General features: G+C 74.5%; 16 protein-coding genes. 8 read left to right on the top strand and 8 right to left on the bottom strand.

Features of this window, described 5'->3' with window-relative positions:
* Positions 1-28: 28 nt before the first annotated feature.
* Both gad and IW256_RS16710 read left to right on the top strand, forming a co-directional pair.
* Complete coding sequence (gad, locus tag IW256_RS16715) at positions 29-1,459, top strand: glutamate decarboxylase (RefSeq protein WP_231403815.1); 1,431 nt, start codon at positions 29-31, stop codon at positions 1,457-1,459.
* A 57-nt stretch (positions 1,460-1,516) separates the two neighbouring features.
* Positions 1,517-2,380, top strand: a complete 864-nt coding sequence (locus tag IW256_RS16710) for a class II glutamine amidotransferase (RefSeq protein ID WP_197011869.1) — start codon at positions 1,517-1,519, stop codon at positions 2,378-2,380.
* 74 nt (positions 2,381-2,454) lie between these two features.
* On the opposite strand, the gene IW256_RS16705 is transcribed toward IW256_RS16710, so the two are convergent.
* From IW256_RS16705 to IW256_RS16690, 4 genes are all read right to left on the bottom strand, one after another.
* The gene (locus IW256_RS16705; protein ID WP_197011868.1) at positions 2,455-3,117 is read right to left on the bottom strand and encodes a potassium channel family protein; all 663 of its coding nucleotides are present in this window, start codon (positions 3,115-3,117) and stop codon (positions 2,455-2,457) included.
* On the bottom strand, positions 3,110-4,480 hold the full coding sequence (locus IW256_RS16700; RefSeq protein WP_231403814.1) for a TrkH family potassium uptake protein: 1,371 nt from the start codon (positions 4,478-4,480) through the stop codon (positions 3,110-3,112). Before IW256_RS16700 ends, IW256_RS16705 begins: the two co-directional genes overlap by 8 nt.
* Positions 4,481-4,612: 132 nt before the next feature.
* Positions 4,613-5,113, bottom strand: a complete 501-nt coding sequence (locus IW256_RS16695) for a cyclic nucleotide-binding domain-containing protein (protein WP_197011866.1) — start codon at positions 5,111-5,113, stop codon at positions 4,613-4,615.
* Positions 5,110-5,982, bottom strand: coding sequence for a universal stress protein (locus IW256_RS16690; RefSeq protein WP_197011865.1), 873 nt, complete (start codon positions 5,980-5,982; stop codon positions 5,110-5,112). The genes IW256_RS16695 and IW256_RS16690 overlap by 4 nt, the downstream gene beginning before the upstream one ends.
* Positions 5,983-6,171: 189 nt before the next feature.
* On the opposite strand from IW256_RS16690, the gene IW256_RS16685 reads away from it, so the two are divergent.
* Genes IW256_RS16685 through IW256_RS16675 form a run of 3 tightly spaced genes read left to right on the top strand, consistent with a single transcriptional unit; the run spans position 6,172 to position 9,900 of the window.
* Entirely contained in the window at positions 6,172-6,702 is a 531-nt protein-coding gene (locus tag IW256_RS16685; protein WP_197011864.1) for a CBS domain-containing protein, read from the top strand.
* Entirely contained in the window at positions 6,699-9,413 is a 2,715-nt protein-coding gene (locus tag IW256_RS16680; RefSeq protein ID WP_197011863.1) for an HAD-IC family P-type ATPase, read from the top strand. Before IW256_RS16685 ends, IW256_RS16680 begins: the two co-directional genes overlap by 4 nt.
* Before the next feature lie 49 nt (positions 9,414-9,462).
* Complete coding sequence (locus tag IW256_RS16675) at positions 9,463-9,900, top strand: pyridoxamine 5'-phosphate oxidase family protein (RefSeq protein WP_197011862.1); 438 nt, start codon at positions 9,463-9,465, stop codon at positions 9,898-9,900.
* 87 nt (positions 9,901-9,987) lie between these two features.
* On the opposite strand, the gene IW256_RS16670 is transcribed toward IW256_RS16675, so the two are convergent.
* The 4 genes from IW256_RS16670 to IW256_RS16655 all read right to left on the bottom strand — a co-directional run bounded on the left by IW256_RS16670 (position 9,988) and on the right by IW256_RS16655 (position 15,073).
* Positions 9,988-11,097: an acetate/propionate family kinase gene (locus IW256_RS16670; RefSeq protein WP_197011861.1), complete on the bottom strand. Its 1,110-nt coding sequence runs from the start codon at positions 11,095-11,097 to the stop codon at positions 9,988-9,990.
* A complete protein-coding gene (locus IW256_RS16665) occupies positions 11,097-13,544 on the bottom strand; it encodes a phosphoketolase family protein (protein WP_307828912.1) in 2,448 nt (815 codons plus the stop codon). The genes IW256_RS16670 and IW256_RS16665 overlap by 1 nt, the downstream gene beginning before the upstream one ends.
* A gap of 259 nt (positions 13,545-13,803) precedes the next feature.
* Positions 13,804-14,640: a metallophosphoesterase family protein gene (locus IW256_RS16660; protein ID WP_197011859.1), complete on the bottom strand. Its 837-nt coding sequence runs from the start codon at positions 14,638-14,640 to the stop codon at positions 13,804-13,806.
* A 28-nt stretch (positions 14,641-14,668) separates the two neighbouring features.
* Positions 14,669-15,073 (bottom strand): hypothetical protein, encoded by a 405-nt coding sequence (locus IW256_RS16655; protein WP_197011858.1) that lies wholly within the window; start codon positions 15,071-15,073, stop codon positions 14,669-14,671.
* Between the two features lie 111 nt (positions 15,074-15,184).
* Between IW256_RS16655 and IW256_RS16650 the strand changes: the two genes are divergently transcribed.
* From IW256_RS16650 to IW256_RS16640, 3 genes are all read left to right on the top strand, one after another.
* Positions 15,185-15,754: a hypothetical protein gene (locus tag IW256_RS16650; RefSeq protein WP_197011857.1), complete on the top strand. Its 570-nt coding sequence runs from the start codon at positions 15,185-15,187 to the stop codon at positions 15,752-15,754.
* 100 nt (positions 15,755-15,854) lie between these two features.
* Positions 15,855-16,442, top strand: a complete 588-nt coding sequence (locus tag IW256_RS16645; RefSeq protein ID WP_197011856.1) for a copper chaperone PCu(A)C — start codon at positions 15,855-15,857, stop codon at positions 16,440-16,442.
* Positions 16,442-17,623, top strand: a complete 1,182-nt coding sequence (locus IW256_RS16640; protein ID WP_197011855.1) for a Dyp-type peroxidase — start codon at positions 16,442-16,444, stop codon at positions 17,621-17,623. The genes IW256_RS16645 and IW256_RS16640 overlap by 1 nt, the downstream gene beginning before the upstream one ends.
* Positions 17,624-17,744 lie beyond the last annotated feature (121 nt).

Below are 17,744 nucleotides of genomic sequence, written 5' to 3'. Positions count from 1 at the left end.
GGCCGGGATCCTGGGGAGGTGGCGATCGATGCCCTTGATGCCTCCCCGGCACGACGGCGGCGACGGCAGGGACCTCGAGGCGAACCCGATCTTCAGCCGCGAGCCCGTCAGGGTCCCCCGGTACGCCCTCCCGGCCCGGGAGACGGCCCCGGACGTCGCCTACCAGATGATCCACGACGAGCTGATGCTGGACGGCAACGCCCGGCTGAACCTGGCCACCTTCGTCACCACCTGGGCCGAGCCCCGGGCGCGCGCGCTGATGGCCGAGTGCGCGGCCAAGAACATGATCGACAAGGACGAGTACCCGCAGACCGCGGAGCTGGAGGAGCGGTGCGTGCGGATGCTCGCCCGGCTGTGGCACGCCGAGCGGCCGCACGAGGTGATGGGCTGCTCGACCACCGGGTCGAGCGAGGCCGCGATGCTGGCCGGCCTGGCCCTCAAGCGGCGCTGGCAGCACCGGCGCCGGGCGGAGGGCGCGCCCGAGGGCCGCCCCAACCTGGTGATGGGCATCAACGTCCAGGTCTGCTGGGAGAAGTTCGCCGACTACTTCGAGGTCGAGCCCCGCTACGTGCCCATGGAGGGCGACCGGTACCACCTGAGCCCCGAGACGGCGGTCGAGCGGTGCGACGAGAACACCATCGGCGTGGTCGCGGTCCTGGGATCGACGTTCGACGGCAGTTACGAGCCGGTCGCCGGGATCGCCGCGGCGCTGGACGACCTGCGGGCGCGGACGGGGCTCGACGTGCCCGTCCACGTGGACGGCGCCTCCGGCGCCATGATCGCCCCGTTCCTCGACCCCGACCTGGAATGGGACTTCCGCCTGCCGCGGGTCGCGTCGATCAACACCTCCGGGCACAAGTACGGGCTGGTCATGCCCGGGGTCGGGTGGGCGCTGTGGCGGGACGCCGGCGCGCTGCCCGACGACTTGGTCTTCCACGTCAACTACCTCGGCGGGGACATGCCCACCTTCGCGCTGAACTTCTCCCGCCCGGGCGCCCAGGTGGTCGCGCAGTACTACAACTTCCTGCGGCTGGGGTTCGAGGGCTACCGCAGGGTCCAGCGGACGTGCCGGGACGTGGCCACCCGCCTCGCGGGCGAGATCGCCGGGCTCGGCCCGTTCGAGCTGATCACCGACGGCGGCGAGGCCCCGGTGTTCGCGTTCCGGGTACGGGAGGAGGCGGCCGGCTTCGGGGTCTTCGACGTCTCCGGCGCGCTCCGGGAGCGCGGCTGGCTCGTGCCCGCCTACACCTTCCCCGAGAACCGCACGGACCTGGAGGTGCTGCGGATCGTCGTCCGCAACGGGTTCAGCCACGACCTGGCCGACCTGCTGCTGGACGACCTCCGCCGGATCCTGCCCCGCCTGGAACGCCAGCCGGGGCCGCGGCGCGGCGCGCGGGACGCGGGCGTCTTCGCGCACGGCGCCGAGACCAGGCACCCCCGGCGGCCCGGCCGTGGCTGAGCCGCCCGACCCGCCCGGGCCCGTGCCGCGGGCGTCCGAGGAAAGGAGACCACGGGCATGTGCCGGCTGTTCGGCCTGAGCGGCACCCGGCGGACGCGCGCCACGTTCTGGTTGCTCGACGCGCCGGACAGCCTGCGCGACCAGAGCCATCGCGATCCCGACGGGACCGGGCTCGGCTTCTTCGACGCCGACGGCACGCCGCGGGTCCACAAGGCCCCCATCGCCGCGTACGAGGACCGGTCCTTCGCCCTGGAGGCCAGGGAGGTGCTGTCCGAGACGTTCCTCGCCCATCTCCGTTTCGCCTCCACCGGCGGGCTGAACCTCGCCAACACCCACCCGTTCGAGCAGGAGGGACGGCTGTTCGCCCACAACGGCGTGATCGAGGACCTGGACGCGCTCGACGCCGAGCTCGGCGACGACCGGTCCCTCGTCCGCGGCGGCACCGACTCCGAACGCTTCTTCGCCCTGATCACCCGGGAGATCAGGGCGCACGGAGGCGTCGCCGCGGGCATCGAGTCCGCCGCGCGCTGGGTCGCCCGGAACCTGCCCGTGTACTCGCTCAACCTCATCCTCATCACCCGGGAGGAGCTCTGGGCCCTGCGCTACCCCGGCACCCACGAGCTGTACGCGCTCCGGCGCCCCCGGGGCGGGCATCACGGCGACCGCCACCTCGACCACGCCGGCTCCGGCGGCCACCTGCGCGTCCGCTCCGGCGACCTGGCCCGCGCCCCCGCGCTCGTGGTCGCGAGCGAGCGGATGGACGACCATCCCGGCTGGCACCCGCTGGAACCCGGCGAGCTGCTGCACGCCGGGCCGGGCCTGGAGGTGACGGTGCGGACGGTGCTGCCCGAGGAGCCCGCGCACCGGCTGACCCTCGCCGACCTGCGCCCCGAGGCCGCCGACTCGCAGCGGATCGCCTGACCCGGATCGCCCGGCCCGGATCGCCCGCCTCGGACGGTCGCCCTGGCCTGCCCGGCCCGGTCAGGCCCGGCCGGTCAGGCGCGTTCGGCGAAGCGTTCCACCTTGGCGATGGGCCCGGCGACGAGGATGACGTCCCCGTACTCCAGGACCGTGTCGGCCGAGGCGTAGGTGAAGTCCTCATCGGGCCGCTTGACGCACACGACCGTGACGCCGTGCTTGCTGCGCAGCCGGGTGTCGCCGAGCGGCGTGCCGACGATCTCCCTGGGCGGGCGGGTCTTCACCAGCGCGAAGTTGTCGTCCACCTCGACGTAGTCGAGCATCCGGCCGCTGACCAGGTGCGCGACGCGCTCGCCCATGTCCTGCTCGGGGAGCACGATGTGGTGGGCGCCGATCCGCTCCAGGATCCGGGCGTGCTGGCGGCTGACCGCCTTGGTCCAGATGTCGTCGATGCCCAGCTCCACCAGCAGCGCGGTGGACAGGATGCTGGCCTCCAGGTCGCCGCCGATCGCCACCACCGCGCGGTAGAACTCGGCGACGCCCAGCTCGCGGAGGGTGTCGATGTCGGTGGCGTCGGCGGCGACGATGTGGGTCAGCCTGCCGGACAGGCTCTGCACGATCTTGGACCGCTTGTCGATGGCCAGCACCTCGGTGCCGCGCCTGGCCAGTTCCAGGGCCAGCGAGGTGCCGAACCTGCCGAGCCCGACCACCACCACCGGGTCGTTTTCGATGTCAGCCAACGATGGGTCGCTCCTCCGGCAGCTCGTAGCGGCGGGTCCGTTCCCGCAGCGCCAGCGCGGTCCCCAGGGTGAGGGGACCGATCCTTCCCACGAACATCAGCACCACCATGATCACGTGCGCGGCGGGCGGCAGGTCGGCGGTGATCCCGGTCGACAGCCCCACCGTGGCGAACGCGGAGATCACCTCGAACAGCACCCGGTCCAGGGTGTGCTCGGTCATGACCAGCAGCACGAAGGTGCCGGCCACCACCAGCCCGACCGCCATCAGCGCGATCGCGACCGCCTGCCGCTGCGTCCCCTCGGGCACCCTCCGGTGCCCCACGTTCACCCGGGCCTCGCCGCGCAGCTCGGCCCAGATGACGAAGGCCAGCAGCCCGAACGTGGTCACCTTGATCCCGCCCGCGGTGCCCGCGCTGCCGCCGCCGATGAACATCAGCACGTCGGTGACCAGCCAGGTCTCCGGGCGCATCTGCCCGACGTCGACGCTGTTGAAGCCGCCGCTGCGCGGCATCACCGCGGCGAAGAACCCCGCCAGCAGCCGGGCCCGGCCGTCGGGCAGGGCCCCCAGCGTCCGCGGGTTGTCCCACTCGCTGAAGGTCATGATGACCGTGCCGGCGCCCAGCAGGACGGCGGTCACCATCAGCGTCAGCCGGGTCAGCACCGACCACGTCCGGGGCCGCCGCCAGCCGCGGGCCAGCTCGAACACCACCGGGAAGCCCAGCCCGCCCACGATCACCGCGGCCGCCGCCGTCAGGGTGATCCAGGGATCGGCCGCGAACCGCGTCAGGCTGTCGGGCCACAGCGCGAACCCGGCGTTGTTGAACGCCGAGACCGCGTGGAACAGGCCCCAGTAGAGCGCCCGCGCGAGCGGCTGTTCGTAGGCGACGGCGAACCGGGCGGTCAGCACCGCCGCCGCGACCGCCTCGCACACCAGGCTGAAGATCACCACGTTGCGCACCAGCCGGCGCACGTCGGCCACCCGCAGCGTCTTGGTCTCCGCCGCCACCGCCAGCCGGGCGCGCAGTCCCACCCGGCCCGAGACCACCACGGCGAACAGGGTGGCCAGGGTCATGATGCCCAGGCCGCCGACCTGGACCAGCACGGCGATGACCACGTGGCCGAACACCGACCAGTGCGTCCCGGTGTCCACCGACGCCAGCCCGGTGACGCACACGGCCGAGGTCGCCGTGAAGAGGGCGTCGGAGAAGCGCGGGCGCTCGCCCGACTCCGTGGTGGCGGGCAGTGACAGCAGGCCGGTGCCGATCACGATCGCCAGCAGGAAGCCGCTGACGACCACCTGCGCCGGATGCTGGAACCGGCTCAGGAAGGAGAGCGTCACCCGCGCCCGCGCCCTGTGCGCCAAGCGCCGATTCACCACGCGCTCGCGGCACCCCCCGGGGAGACGGATCGGCTGGAGCCGACCAGACATCCCGGCCCACGCCGGGATCGGTACAGCAGGTTACCCGGCGGGTAGCATCAACTCAGCCCACAACGCTCATTTCGCGTGCGGCCCGTCCGGGGCCCAGCGGCGCTCCCAGGGGGCCGCGTACAGGTCCAGCAGGCGCATCCGGGTGGCCTGCAGCCGGTCCACGATGACCTCGGTGAACCTGCGGGACAGCTCGTAGGCCATGGCGTGGTCGACCGCGCAGATCGCGCGGACCAGGCGCCCGTCGAACTCGATCGCGCGGACCTCCCCGGAGGTGCGGGCCCCGAAGCGCCACCGGTACGGGGCGTACAGCCAGGACCAGCCCAGCACCGAGCCGGGCCCGAACGTCTCGATGATCACCAGGCCGCGGCCGGGGACGTGCAGGTCGAGCTCCACCGTCCCCTCCCGGACGACCCAGAACCGGTCCGCGGTGCCGCCCTCCTCGAACATCCGGCGTCCCGCGGGGAAGTCCACGGGGTGCGCCGCACTCGCCAGCCGGTGCAGGCTCGGCTCCGACATGCCCTCGAAGAACGGCTCCCGGTCCAGGTCGACGGCGGTCACGCCGGTCATGGGCCCTCATCCCCTCGCCGGACGGGTTGGACGATGGCGACCGCGCACGGGGCGTGCTGCAGCAGCGCGCCGCTGGTCGCCCCCATCATCAGCGGGTCCAGTCCCGCGACGCCCCGGTTGCCGACCACCACCAGGTCGGCCTGCCGCGCCGCCTCGAACAGCGCCTCGCGGGGGGCGCAGAGCCGCAGCGTCGCGAGCGCGTCCACGTCCGGGTAGCTGTCCCGCCACGGCGCGACGGCCCGGTCCAGCCGGTCTCCGCACACCCGGCCCAGCTCGTCCTCGTCGGCGAACAGGGAGAGGTCGTCCTCCGACGCCGCGCTGGGCTCCCAGCAGCCGAACACCGCGCGCAGCCGCCAGCCGCGCATCGCCGCCTCCTCGAAACCGAAGGCCAGCGCCGCCTCTCCCCCCGCCGACCCGTCGGCGCCCACGACCACCTCGCCGTACTCGGCGCGGGTGCTCCCGCGCACCACCACGACCGGGCTGCGGGCCCGGGCCGGAAGCCGCAGCGCCGTCGATCCCACCGACACCTCGCCCCGCCCGTGCGAGCCCACCACGAGCAGGTCCGCGTCATGGGCCTCGTGCAGGAGCGCCGCGTAGGCGGGACCGTCCAGCAGCCGCCGGCGCACCTCCAGGCCGGGGGCCATCCCCCGGGCCAGCCGCACCCCGTGGTCGAGCAGCCGCTCCCCCGTCCGCTTGACGATCTCCACGCCCTCGTAGTCGACGTAGGCCACCGGGTACGGCCAGCGCCACGCGTGGCAGAGGGTCAGGGACGTACCGCGCAGGATCGCCTCGCCCACGCCCCAGCGCAGGGCGTCCTCGCTCTCGCGGGACCCGTCGTAACCGACGAGAACGAACGACCCGGCCGCCATCGTCTTCCTCCCCCCGCGGGCTCCGGCCGCGGGCTGACGCCGCTGGCCGCTGTCTCCATCCCATCCCCCGCCACGGCCGCGCCCTAGGGACCAACGGCCCGAAAGCGGATGACCACCGTCTCTACGGCCGGAGGCGGAAGCGGGCCGATGATGGGTGACCGTCGCCCCGAGATCTCCCAGGAGGCAGCCATGACCCCGCAGGTACCGCTGGAGCGGCGGACCGTGGCCGAGCTGATGACGGCCGACCTGCTCACCATCGCGGCCGAGGAGTCGGTGCTGATGGCCTGGGAGCTGATGTGCAAGGCGGGCGTCCACCACCTCCCGGTGGTCGACGACGAGGGCGGGTTCCTGGGGGTCGTGGACGCCCAGACGCTCACCGCCCTGTGGGACTCCGGGGGCCCGCGCCGGGCACGCCGTCCCGTGACCGACCTGCTGGCCGAGCGGGACAGGACCGCCGTACGGCCTGCCGACCCCGTCCCCGCCGCCGCCCGGTCGATGCTGGAGTCGGGCACCGACTACGTCGCGGTGACCAACGACGACGGCGCGCTGGTGGGCCTGGTCACCGCCTACGACATCATCGGCGAGCTGGCGGGCGTACCGCTCGACAAGGGCGAGCAGCGCTCGGGCATGCCGTCGCTGTACCGGATCGAGCCCGTCCTGCCGGGTTCCCCGCCCGGGCCCGGCGAACGGGCGCGGGCGCGGGACCGGCGACCGCGATGACCGGCGCCCCCGCCGTCCCCGCCCCGCCGTACCGGCGGACCTCCGCCCAGGTCGCGGAGGAGCTGGGCACCGACCCCGGGCGCGGGCTCACCTCCGGGGAGGCCGCGGCGCGCCTGGAACGCGAGGGGCCCAACGCGCTGCCCGCGGCGCGGCGGCGCGGCCCGCTGACGCGTTTCCTGCTCCAGTTCCACAGCCCACTGATCTACGTGCTGCTGGTCTCGGCGGCCGTTACGGCCCTGCTGGGCGACCGGGTGGACGCCGCCGTGATCATGGGCGTGGTGGTCGCCAACGCCCTGGTCGGCTTCGCGCAGGAGGCGCGGGCCGAACGGGCGCTGGCCGCGCTCGCCGCGATGACCCGCACGGTCACCACCGTCGTCCGCGACGGGCGTCCCCGGCGCCTGCCGTCCGACTCGCTGGTCAGGGGCGATCTGGTGACGCTGGAGGCGGGCGACAAGGTGCCCGCCGACCTGCGGCTGGTCCGCGCGAGCGAGCTCCAGGTGGACGAGTCGGCGCTCACCGGCGAGTCCGCTCCGGTGGCCAAGGACCCCGGCTCGGCGCTCGGCGACGCCGTGCTGGCCGACCGCCGGAACATGGCCTACTCCGGGACGTTCGCGACCTACGGCCAGGGCGCCGGCATCGTGACGGCCACCGGCGCGGCCACCGAGATCGGGCTGGTGCACCGGCTGGTCGACCAGGCGACGGCCGTGCGGACGCCGCTCACCCGGAAGATCGCCCGGTTCAGCCGGGTGGTCACGGTGGCGATCCTGGCGCTGGCCGCCGTGACGTTCGCCGTGGGCGTCCTGCGCGGCCAGGGGGTGGCGGAGATGGTCACCGCGGCGGTGGCGCTCGCGGTCGGCGCCATCCCCGAGGGGCTGCCCGCGCTGGTGACGATCACCCTGGCGTTCGGCGTGGCCCGGATGGTGCGGCGCAACGCCATCGTCCGGCGGCTGCCCGCGGTGGAGACCCTGGGCAGCACCACCGTCATCTGCACCGACAAGACCGGGACGCTGACCCGCAACGAGATGACGGTCACCGGCGTCGCCGCCGGCGGGCGCCTGTACGAGGTGACCGGGACCGGCTACGCGCCCCGCGGCGAGATCCTCCTGGACGGCGCCCCGGTAGACGCGGCCGGCCACCCGGCGCTGCACGCGTGCCTGCTGGCCGGGCTGGCCTGTAACGACGCCCGGGTCACCGAGGGCGAGCGCGGCTGGACCCTGGTCGGCGATCCCACCGAGGGCGCCCTGGCCGTCAGCGCCGCCAAGGCCGGCGCCGGCACCGGCCCGGACGGCGTCCCCGAACGCCTGGACACCATCCCGTTCAGCTCCGAGCGCCGGTACATGGCCACGCTGCACGCGGGCGGTGCCGTCTACGTCAAGGGGTCGGTGGAACGGATCCTGGAGATGTGCGACGCCCAGATGGGCGCCGGCGGGCGGCCCGAGCCGCTCGACCGGCGGGCCGTCGCCGAGCTGGCCGCCGCCTACGGGGAGCAGGCGCTCCGGGTGCTGGCGCTGGCCCGCGCCGACGCCGGCCCGGAGGCGTCCCGGCTGGACGCGCCGCCGGAGCGGCCGCTGTTCCTGGGGTTGCAGGCCATGCACGACCCGCCGCGCGAGGAGGCGGCCCGCGCGGTGCGCGCCTGCCGGACCGCCGGCATCCAGGTCAAGATGATCACCGGTGACCACGCCGCGACGGCCCGTGCCATCGGCGACCGGATCGGGCTGCGCGGGGACGTCATGACCGGTGCCGAGCTGGCCGCCCGCCCCGCCGCCGACCTGCCCGAGGCGGTCGAGCGCACCGCCGTGTTCGCCCGGGTCTCCCCCGAGCAGAAGCTGCGCCTGGTCCGGGCGCTGCAGAGCAGGGCGCACGTCATCGCGATGACCGGCGACGGGGTCAACGACGCGCCCGCCCTCAAGCAGGCCGACATCGGCGTGGCGATGGGACGCGGCGGCACCGAGGTCGCCAAGGAGGCGGCCGACATGATCCTGACCGACGACGACTTCGCCTCCATCGAGGCCGCCGTCGAGGAGGGCCGCGGCGTCTTCGACAACCTGGTGAAGTTCATCGTCTGGGCGCTGCCCGCCAACATCGGGCTGGGGCTGGTGCTGATGGCGGCCATCCTCGGCGGCGGCGAGCTGCCGATCCTGCCCGTGCAGGTCCTGTGGCTGAACATGACGGCCGTGCTGGTGCTGGGACTGCCGTTCGCCGTGGAGCCGCACGACGACGACATCATGCGCCGCCCGCCCCGCGACCCGTCGCTGCCGCTGCTGACCGGGCCGCTGGCGGCCCGCATCATGCTGGTGTCGTCGATCCTGCTCGCGGGCGCGTTCGGCCTCTTCCACTGGGAGCAGGCGCACGGCGCCTCGCTGGAGGAGGCCCGCACCGTCGTGGTGAACGTCTTCGCGGTGACGCTGCTGACGTACATGTTCAACTGCCTGTCGCTGGACCGGCCGCTGCTGTGGCACGGCGTCCGCCGCAACCCGTGGATCGCCGCCGGCGTCCTCGCGCTGCTCGTGGTCCAGGGGGTCTACACCTACGTGCCGGGGATGAACGAGGTGTTCGGGTCGGCCCCGCTCGGCGGCGCCGCGTGGGCCCGCGCCGTCGCCGTGGCCGTCCTCTCCTACGTCCTGGTCGAGGTGGTCAAGCGGGTCTCCCTCCAGGTCCGCCGCGGGGCCCGCGACGCGGTGCCGCGAGGCGCCGGAAAGCCCGCGGATTAGGGACCTTCGCCCCTGACCCGGGGCCGCGGGGATCCGGCACATTGGAGCCATGCCTTTCGACCGCGGTGGACTGGAGGTCCTCGACATCGAGGAGTGCCGGTCCTTGCTCGCCGACGCCCCCCTGGGACGCATCGTCTTCACCGACCGTGCCCTGCCCGCCGTCCAGCCGGTCAACTTCACGCTGGCGGGCGGCGACGTGGTGATCCGCACCTCCCCCTCGTCCCGGCTGGCCGCCGCCGCCCGGGACGCCATCGTCGCCTTCGAGATCGACGACTTCGACGTGGCGGCCCGTTCCGGCTGGTCGGTGGTGGTGGTCGGGCACGCCCGCGCCGTCACCGACCCCGGTGAGATGGCGCTGCTGCGGGGCCTGCCGCTGCGGCCCTGGGCGCCCGGGGAACGCGAGCACTACATCCGGATCCGCCCCGAGATCATCTCCGGCCGCCGTACCCCGGACGGTGCCTGGAAGGGCGTCAAGGACGTCCTCTGAGCGCCCTCTGAACGCCCGCCCGCTGAACGCCCTCCGCGCCGTCCCGGACCGCCCCCGTCCGCCGCGTTCGGCGCGGAACGGCGCCGTTCAGCGCGGGACGGCGCCGGTCTCGCGCAGCGCCGCCCGGACCCCGGCGGCGATCTCCAGGTCCTCCCTCGCCTCGACGACCAGGGTCCGCACCGGCGCGCCCGCCGCGGTGATCTCGGCGTCGCCGTGCACGGCGGCGTTGGCGGACGGGTCGACGCCCGCGCCCAGGAAGGCCAGGTCGGCGGCGGCGCGGCGGCGCACCTCCGGGTCGTGCTCGCCCACGCCGCCGGTGAACACCAGCACGTCCAGGCCGCCGAGCGAGGCGGCCATGGCGGCGGCGCAGGCGCGCAGGCGATGGTGGTAGACGTCCAGGGCCGACGCGGCGACGGCGTCGCCCCGCCCCGCCCGGGCCCGGAGGACGCGCATGTCCCCGGTCCCGGCCAGCCCGCGCAGCCCCGACCGGTGTTCGAGGGCATCGTCGATCTCCTCCGCGGGCACCCCGTGCCGCAGCAGCCACATCGGCAGGCCCGGGTCGACGCTGCCCGCCCGGGTGGCCATCACCAGGCCCTCCAGCGGGGTGAAGCCCATCGTGGTGTCGACCGAGCGGCCCCCGGCGACGGCGGCCAGCGAGGCGCCCGCCCCGAGGTGGCAGATCACCATGCGCCGCCCGGCCTCGGCCGGCCCGAGCAGTTCCCCGGCGCGGCGGACGGCGTGGGCGAACGACAGCCCGTGGAACCCGTACCGCCGCAGGCCGAACCGCTCCCGCCACTCGGCCGGGAGGGCGTAGGTCGCGGCGGCCTCCGGGAGCCCGGCGTGGAAGGCGGTGTCGAAGCAGGCGACCACCGGGACGTCCGGCAGCGCCCGGCGGATCTCGCCGAGCGCGTACAGCGACAGCGGCTGGTGCAGCGGCGCCAGCTCGACCAGCGCGTGCAGCCGGCCGGCGACCCCGTCGTCGACGAGCGTGGGGGCGAGGAAGTCGCGCCCGCCGTGCACGAACCGCAGCCCGACGGCGTCGGGCGCGGGCATCCGGGCCACGGCCGCGGCGACCTGCTCGGCCTCCCGCTCCCCGGCCCCGGTGGCGATCTGCGCGCGGGACGCCACCGCGTCGCCGGGGTCCAGGAGGCTCAGCTTCAGGCTGCTCGACCCCGGGTTGACCGTGAGCACCCGCATCAGGACGCCTCCTCGCCCGCGCCGCCCGCACCGCCCGGAACGGGCTCACCGGCGTCCGGCCGTCCCCCGCCGGTTCCGTCCCCGTAGGGCCAGGTCCAGTCGCGGACCTCCGGCGCGTCCTCGCCGTACTCGCGGGTGTGGGCGCGCAGCGCCAGCCGCCGGTCGGCCATCCGCTGGCGGATGGGGGCGACCCGGCCGCCGAGCCCGGGGACGCGGTCGATGACGTCCATGACCAGGTGGTACCGGTCCAGGTCGTTCAGCATCACCATGTCGAACGGGGTGGTCGTGGTGCCCTCCTCCTTGTAGCCGCGCACGTGCAGGTTGCGGTGGCCCGCGCGGCGGTAGGTCAGGCGGTGCACGAGGTAGGGGTAGCCGTGGAAGGCGAAGATGATCGGCTTGTCGGTGGTGAAGATCGCGTCGAACTCGGCGTCGGGCAGCCCGTGCGGATGCTCGCCGGGCGGCTGCAGCCTCATCAGGTCGACCACGTTCACCACCCGCACGCGCAGGTCAGGGAAGTGGCGCCGCAGCAGGTCGGCCGCCGCCAGCGTCTCCAGGGTCGGGACGTCGCCCGCGCAAGCCAGCACGACGTCGGGGTCGGCGCCGCCGCCGGTGCTCGCCCACTCCCAGATGCCGATGCCGCGGGTGCAGTGCGCGATGGCCTCGTCCATCGACAGCCAGGTGAGGGAGGGCTGCTTTCCGGCGACCACGACGTTGACGTAGTCGCGCGAACGCAGGCAGTGGTCGGCCACCGACAGCAGCGTGTTGGCGTCCGGCGGCAGGTAGACCCGGACGATCTGCGGCTTCTTGTTCATCACCACGTCCAGGAACCCCGGGTCCTGGTGGGTGAAGCCGTTGTGGTCCTGGCGCCACACGTGCGAGGACAGCAGGTAGTTCAGCGAGGCGACCGGCCGCCGCCAGGGCAGCTCCCGGGTGACCTTCAGCCACTTGGCGTGCTGGTTGAACATGGCGTCGACGATGTGGACGAACGCCTCGTAGCTGTTGAACACCCCGTGCCGCCCGGTGAGCAGGTAGCCCTCCAGCCATCCTTGGCACAGGTGCTCGCTGAGCACCTCCATCACCTGGCCGTGGCGGGCCTGGTGCTCGTCGGTGGGCAGCAGCTCCCCCTGGAACACCCGGTCGGTGGCCTCGAACACCGCGCCGAGCCGGTTGGAGGCGGTCTCGTCCGGCCCCATGATCCGGAAGTTGCCCGGGTTGGCGGCGACGACGTCGCGCAGGAACGCACCGAGCACGCGGGTCGGCTCCGCGGCGGTGGTGCCCGGCTCGCCGGCCGCCACCGCGTAATCCCGGAAGTCCGGCAGGACGAGCGGCCTCAGCAGCTCTCCCCCGTTGGCGTGCGGGTTGGCGCTCATCCGCCGCCGACCGCGGGGCGCCCGCTCCCGCACCGCCGCGACCGGCCGGCCGTCCGCGTCGAACAGCTCGCCGGGCCCGTACGACCGCAGCCACGCCTCCAGCTGGGCGAGGTGCGCGGGGTTGCCACGGACGTTGGGGAGCGGGACCTGGTGGGCGCGCCAGGTCCCCTCGACCGGGAGTCCGTCGACCACTTCGGGGCCGGTCCAGCCCTTCGGCGTGCGCAGCACGATCATCGGCCAGCGCCGCCGCGCCGCGTCGCCGCCGGCGCGCGCCGCCCGCTGGATCCGGCCGATCTCGTCGAGAGCCTGGTCGAGTGCGGACGCCATCCTGCGGTGCATGGAGTGGGGGTCGTCACCGCTCACCAGCAGCGGGCGGTAGCCGTACCCCTCGAAGAGCATGCACAGCTCCTCCTCGGGGATCCGGGCCAGCACCGCCGGATTGGCGATCTTGTAACCGTTCAGGTGGAGGATCGGCAGCACCGCGCCGTCCCGCACCGGGTCGAGGAACTTGGTGGAGTGCCAGCTCGCCGCCAGCGGCCCCGTCTCGGCCTCCCCGTCGCCGACGATGCACGCCACCACCAGGCCGGGGTTGTCGAACGCGGCGCCGTAGGCGTGGGCGAGGGAGTAGCCGAGCTCTCCCCCTTCGTGGATGGAGCCGGGGGTCTCGGGAGCCACGTGGCTCGGCACCCCTCCGGGGAAGGAGAACTGCCGGAACAGCCGCGCCATCCCCGCCTCGTCCTGCGCGACGTGCGGGTAGACCTCGCTGTAGGTGCCCTCCAGCCAGGCGTTCGCGACCGCGGCCGGGCCGCCGTGGCCGGGGCCCATCACGTAGATCATGTCCAGGTCGCGCGCCGTGATGACCCGGTTGAGGTGGGCGTAGCAGAAGTTGAGCCCCGGCGACGTCCCCCAGTGGCCGAGGAGCCGCGGCTTGATGTGCTCGGGCCGCAGCGGCTCCCGCAGGAGGGGGTTGTCCAGGAGGTAGATCTGCCCTACCGAGAGGTAGTTGGCCGCCCTCCAGTAGGCGTCGATCCCGGCGGTCTCCTCGTCGCTCAGTCGCGCGGCTTCGGCGGTCTTCACGGCTTCCACGGCTTCCCTTCGGGCGGCGGTCGTCCTGCACCGCCGGCCTCGGGGCGCGCCTGGCGGCGGTCCGCCTGACGCCCTTCCCAGGGCCGGGCGGCCCAATCCCGCCAAGCCCATCAGCGTGCGCGCCGAGCCGGGAGGGCCGAAGGTCCGCCCGCCCGGGGACCTAGGTCTCCGGGGGGTACGTCGCCGGGGTACGTGTCCGGGGCGTACGTCGCCGGGGTACATGTCCGGGGGCGTACGTGTCCGGAGGCGGTCAGCCCGCGGGTTCGGCCGGAAGGATGCGGCGGGGCCCGGAGGGGCGCTCGCCGCGCTTGCGCCACTCGCGCGGGTAGCCGACCGACACCTCCTCGAAGCGCACGCCGTCGCTCCACATCGTCCGGGGGATGTGGAGGTGCCCGTACACGACGGTCACCGCCCCGAACCGCACGTGCCAGTCGGCGGTGCGCTCGCTGCCGCACCACTGCGCGAACTCCGGGTACCACAGGACGCGGGTGGGCTCGCGGACCAGCGGGAAGTGGTTGACGAGCACGGTGCGCGTCCCCGGCGCCAGCTCCGCCATGCGCCGCTCGGTGTAGGCGATGCGCGCGTCGCACCAGGCGTCCCGGGTCGGGTACGGGTCGGGGTGCAGGAGCACCTCGTCGGTGCACACCACGCCCGCGTCGTACGCCAGCTTCAGCGCCTCCTCCTTGGTCGAGGCGCCGTCCGGCCGGAACGTGTAGTCATAGAGCACGAACAGCGGCGCGACCGTGACCGGGCCGCCCTCGCCCTCCCACACCGCGTACGGATCCTCCGGGGTGAGCACGCCCAGTTCGCGGCACGTCTCGACCAGGCGCAGGTAGCGGTCCTCACCGCGCGCCTGCACCGGGTCGTCCTTCGGCGTCCACAGCTCGTGGTTGCCGGGCGCCCAGACGACCTTGGCGAAGGTCTCGCTCAGCGTGCGCAGGGCCCATTCGACGTCGGCGAAACGCTCCGCCACGTCCCCGGCGACGATGAGCCAGTCGTCCCGGGAGCGGGGCCGCAGTCCCGCCACGAACGCCCGGTTGTCGGCGAATCCCACGTGCAGGTCGCTGATGGCGTAAAGACCGCTCATCGCAGAATCGTAGGCCGCCGGACCGGCCTCAGCGGCGCGGCGGGGCGGTCCCGGGGGAGCCGCCCGCGCGGGCGATGATCCAGTCGGTGGTGGTGGTGACGCGCGAGATCCGCCGCTCCAGTTTCGTGCGGCGCCGCGGTTTGGCGGCCCGGTCGTGCCGCCGCCGGCGCGCCGCGCGGTGCGCGGGCGGCATGGCCCGCCCGGTGACGCGTACGGGCCCGTCGCCCTCCAGGCCGGTGTCCTCCAGGCCGCCGGCGACGGCGTGGGCCAGCTCGGCCAGCCGCGTCCCCGCCCCGGCGAGCTCGGCCAGCGCGCGCCGCTCCTCCCGGACATCGGGCGTGCTCAGCGCGTGGGCGTAGAGGGCTTCCAGCTCGGCCATCTGCGCGCCGAGCCGCAGCAGTACCCGATCGTTGCTCTTCCGTGCGCCACCCACACCTCCATGGTGAGCGACGAACGCGGACATCGCACCCCGCTTTTCCGCTTTCCGATCTTCGCGGGAGCCGGATGGGCCGGCCGCGAACGCCATGGAAGGATGGGGCACGCCATGCCTGTCCCGCCCCCGCTGCGCCTGGTGCGCGCCACGGTCTTCGCGGCGGTCTGCGTGCTCCTGACGTCGGCCGGCCATCTCCTGGCCTCCGGCGGCCCGGTGGCTCCGTGGACGGCCGCGTTCGGCTTCGCCGGGGTGCTGGGCGCCGCGCTGGCCCTGGCCGGGCACGAACGGTCGCTCGCCACGATCCTGGGCGGCCTGCTGCTGGGCCAGTTCGCCCTGCACTCGCTGTTCGCCGCGGGCCACGGTGGGCACCATGGCGCCCTGCCTGCGGCCGAGGACGACGGCGGCGGGAGCCTGGGCATGACCGCGGCGCACCTGCTGGCCGCCCTGGCGTCGGCATGGTGGCTGCGGCGCGGCGAACGGCAGGCCTGGCGGCTGGCACGGCAGGCGGCGCGCGTGCTGGCCCTCCCCTTCCTGCTGGTGACCGTCACGCCCGGCGCCCCCGCACGCAGTGCCGCCGTACCGCCGTGCCCGCCGCGCGTCCGCCCGGCCGTCGCCGTACTACGGCACGTCCTGGTGTTGCGGGGTCCGCCCGCACGTTCCGGGGCGCTCAGCGGAGCCTGAGCGCCCAGAGGTCACCGGCCCCCTGAGGGGCCGTCCCTTCCTGCGCCTCGCGCCGTACGGCGCGGGCGTTCACGAACGTGCACGGAACCGGAGTATCCGCATGTCTCTTCACCTGTCCCTTCGCCCGTCCCCGCGCCGCGTCCACGCACGGCCGCGCCGGCGCCCGGCGGCCGCGTTCCCGGTCACCCTGGCGGCCGCCGTGCTGGCCCTCGCCGCGTGCTCGGGATCGGAGCCGGAGGCCGCGCCCCGGACCGGCGCGGCGACCTCGCCGGCGGTGCACGGGAGCGCCGCCGCGGCCCCGCTGACGGTCGTCGACCCCTGGGTCAAGACGGCCGACAAGGGCATGTCCGCCGCGTTCGGCACGCTGGTCAACACCACCGGCGCCGAGATCACCGTCGTCTCCGCCGCCACCCCGGCCTCACCGAGCGTGGAACTGCACGAGGTCACCGGCGCCGCCGGGAAGATGACGATGCGCCCCCGCGAGGGCGGCTTCGTCATCCCCGCCCGCGGCAGGCTCGACCTCAGGCCGGGCGGGTTCCACATCATGCTCATGGACGTGGTCCGGCCGGTACGGCCGGGTGACCCGGTCGCGTTCACCCTCACGCTGAAGGACGGCGGGACCGTCCGGTTCACCGCCCTCGGCAAGGCGTTCAAGGGCGGCAACGAGACCTACCGGCCGGGGCACTGATGGGCGGGCGCCCGGTCAGCCGGCGGGGGCTGTTCCTCGGGGGCGCGGCGACCGCCGGCGGGCTCGCCGGCGGCTACGTCACCGGCCGGGCCGCCACCGGGCGGCCGCCCCGCGAACGGCCGCGCGACCAGGCTCCGGCGGCCGAACCGTTCCACGGGCCGCACCAGGCCGGGATCGCGACGCCGCCGCAGAACCATGCCGCGTTCGTCGGTTTCACCCTGCGTCCCGGCACCTCCCGCGAGGCGCTGGGACGGCTGATGCGGCTGCTGACCGACGACGCCCGCAGGCTGGCCGCGGGCCGGGCCGGGCTCGCCGACGCGCAGCCGGAACTGGCCGCGCCGGCGGCCCGGCTGACCGTCACCTTCGGTTTCGGGCCCGGCCTGTTCACGGCCGCGGGACTGGAGGACCGGCGGCCCGGCATCGAGCTGCCCGGGTTCGCGGTCGACCGGCTGGAGGACAGGTGGAACGGCGGTGACCTGCTCGTCCAGCTCTGCGCGGACGACGGGGTCACCCTCGCCCACGCGCTGCGGCTGATCGTCAAGGACGCCCGCGACTTCGCGACCGTCCGGTGGACCCAGCGCGGGTTCCGCCGGGCGGTCCAGCCGCGCGGCGAGACGCAGCGCAACCTCATGGGCCAGCTCGACGGCACCGTCCAGCCCTCCGACCTGGACCGGGCGGTGTGGATCGCGGACGGTCCCGCCTGGCTGCGCGGCGGCACGCTCATGGTCCTCCGGCGGATCCGGATGGACCTGGAGAAGTGGGACGAGGCCGATGAGGGGGCCAAGGAGTTCGCGATGGGCCGCCGGATCGGCGACGGCTCGCCCCTCACCGGCCGCGCCGAGCACGACGACCCCGATCTGGAGGCGGTGGACGGGGCGGGACTGCCGGTGATCTCCGAGGTCGCCCATGTCCGCCTGGCCCGGACCGCGGACCCGTCCCTGCGGATGCTGCGCCGCGCGTACAACTACGACGAGGCCGTCAGCGCGGACGGGGTCACCGACTCGGGGCTGCTGTTCGCCTCGTACCAGGCCGACCTCGCCCGGCAGTTCGTCCCGGTGCAGCGGCGCCTGGCCGAGTCCGACCAGCTGAACCTCTGGACCACGCCCATCGGCTCGGCGGTCTTCGCCCTGCCGCCGGGGTGCGGTCCCGGCGGCTGGATCGGCGAGACCCTCCTGGGTTAGGAGCCGGGCGCGGCCGGCCCGTTTCAGGGCGGGCCGCGCCCGGTCGTCCCGGGAAGGCGGCACGGAGGCGGTAGGGAGGCGGTAGGCAAGGCGCTCCCCGGGGCAGCGCGAAACGCGAACG

This window comes from Actinomadura viridis, assembly GCF_015751755.1.
Taxonomy (GTDB): Bacteria; Actinomycetota; Actinomycetes; order Streptosporangiales; family Streptosporangiaceae; genus Spirillospora; species Spirillospora viridis.
The sequence above is the reverse complement of the archived record's forward strand: the minus strand, read 5'-3'. Positions and strand labels throughout refer to the sequence as shown.

Coding starts and splice junctions, on each gene's coding strand:
- gad (WP_231403815.1), top strand. CDS start 29: ATGCCCTTGATGCCTCCCCGGCACGACGGCGGCGACGGCAGGGACCTC.
- IW256_RS16710 (WP_197011869.1), top strand. CDS start 1,517: ATGTGCCGGCTGTTCGGCCTGAGCGGCACCCGGCGGACGCGCGCCACG.
- IW256_RS16695 (WP_197011866.1), bottom strand. CDS start 5,113: ATGACCGGCGTGACCGCCGTCGACCTGGACCGGGAGCCGTTCTTCGAG.
- IW256_RS16690 (WP_197011865.1), bottom strand. CDS start 5,982: ATGGCGGCCGGGTCGTTCGTTCTCGTCGGTTACGACGGGTCCCGCGAG.
- IW256_RS16685 (WP_197011864.1), top strand. CDS start 6,172: ATGACCCCGCAGGTACCGCTGGAGCGGCGGACCGTGGCCGAGCTGATG.
- IW256_RS16680 (WP_197011863.1), top strand. CDS start 6,699: ATGACCGGCGCCCCCGCCGTCCCCGCCCCGCCGTACCGGCGGACCTCC.
- IW256_RS16675 (WP_197011862.1), top strand. CDS start 9,463: ATGCCTTTCGACCGCGGTGGACTGGAGGTCCTCGACATCGAGGAGTGC.
- IW256_RS16670 (WP_197011861.1), bottom strand. CDS start 11,097: ATGCGGGTGCTCACGGTCAACCCGGGGTCGAGCAGCCTGAAGCTGAGC.
- IW256_RS16660 (WP_197011859.1), bottom strand. CDS start 14,640: ATGAGCGGTCTTTACGCCATCAGCGACCTGCACGTGGGATTCGCCGAC.
- IW256_RS16650 (WP_197011857.1), top strand. CDS start 15,185: ATGCCTGTCCCGCCCCCGCTGCGCCTGGTGCGCGCCACGGTCTTCGCG.
- IW256_RS16645 (WP_197011856.1), top strand. CDS start 15,855: ATGTCTCTTCACCTGTCCCTTCGCCCGTCCCCGCGCCGCGTCCACGCA.
- IW256_RS16640 (WP_197011855.1), top strand. CDS start 16,442: ATGGGCGGGCGCCCGGTCAGCCGGCGGGGGCTGTTCCTCGGGGGCGCG.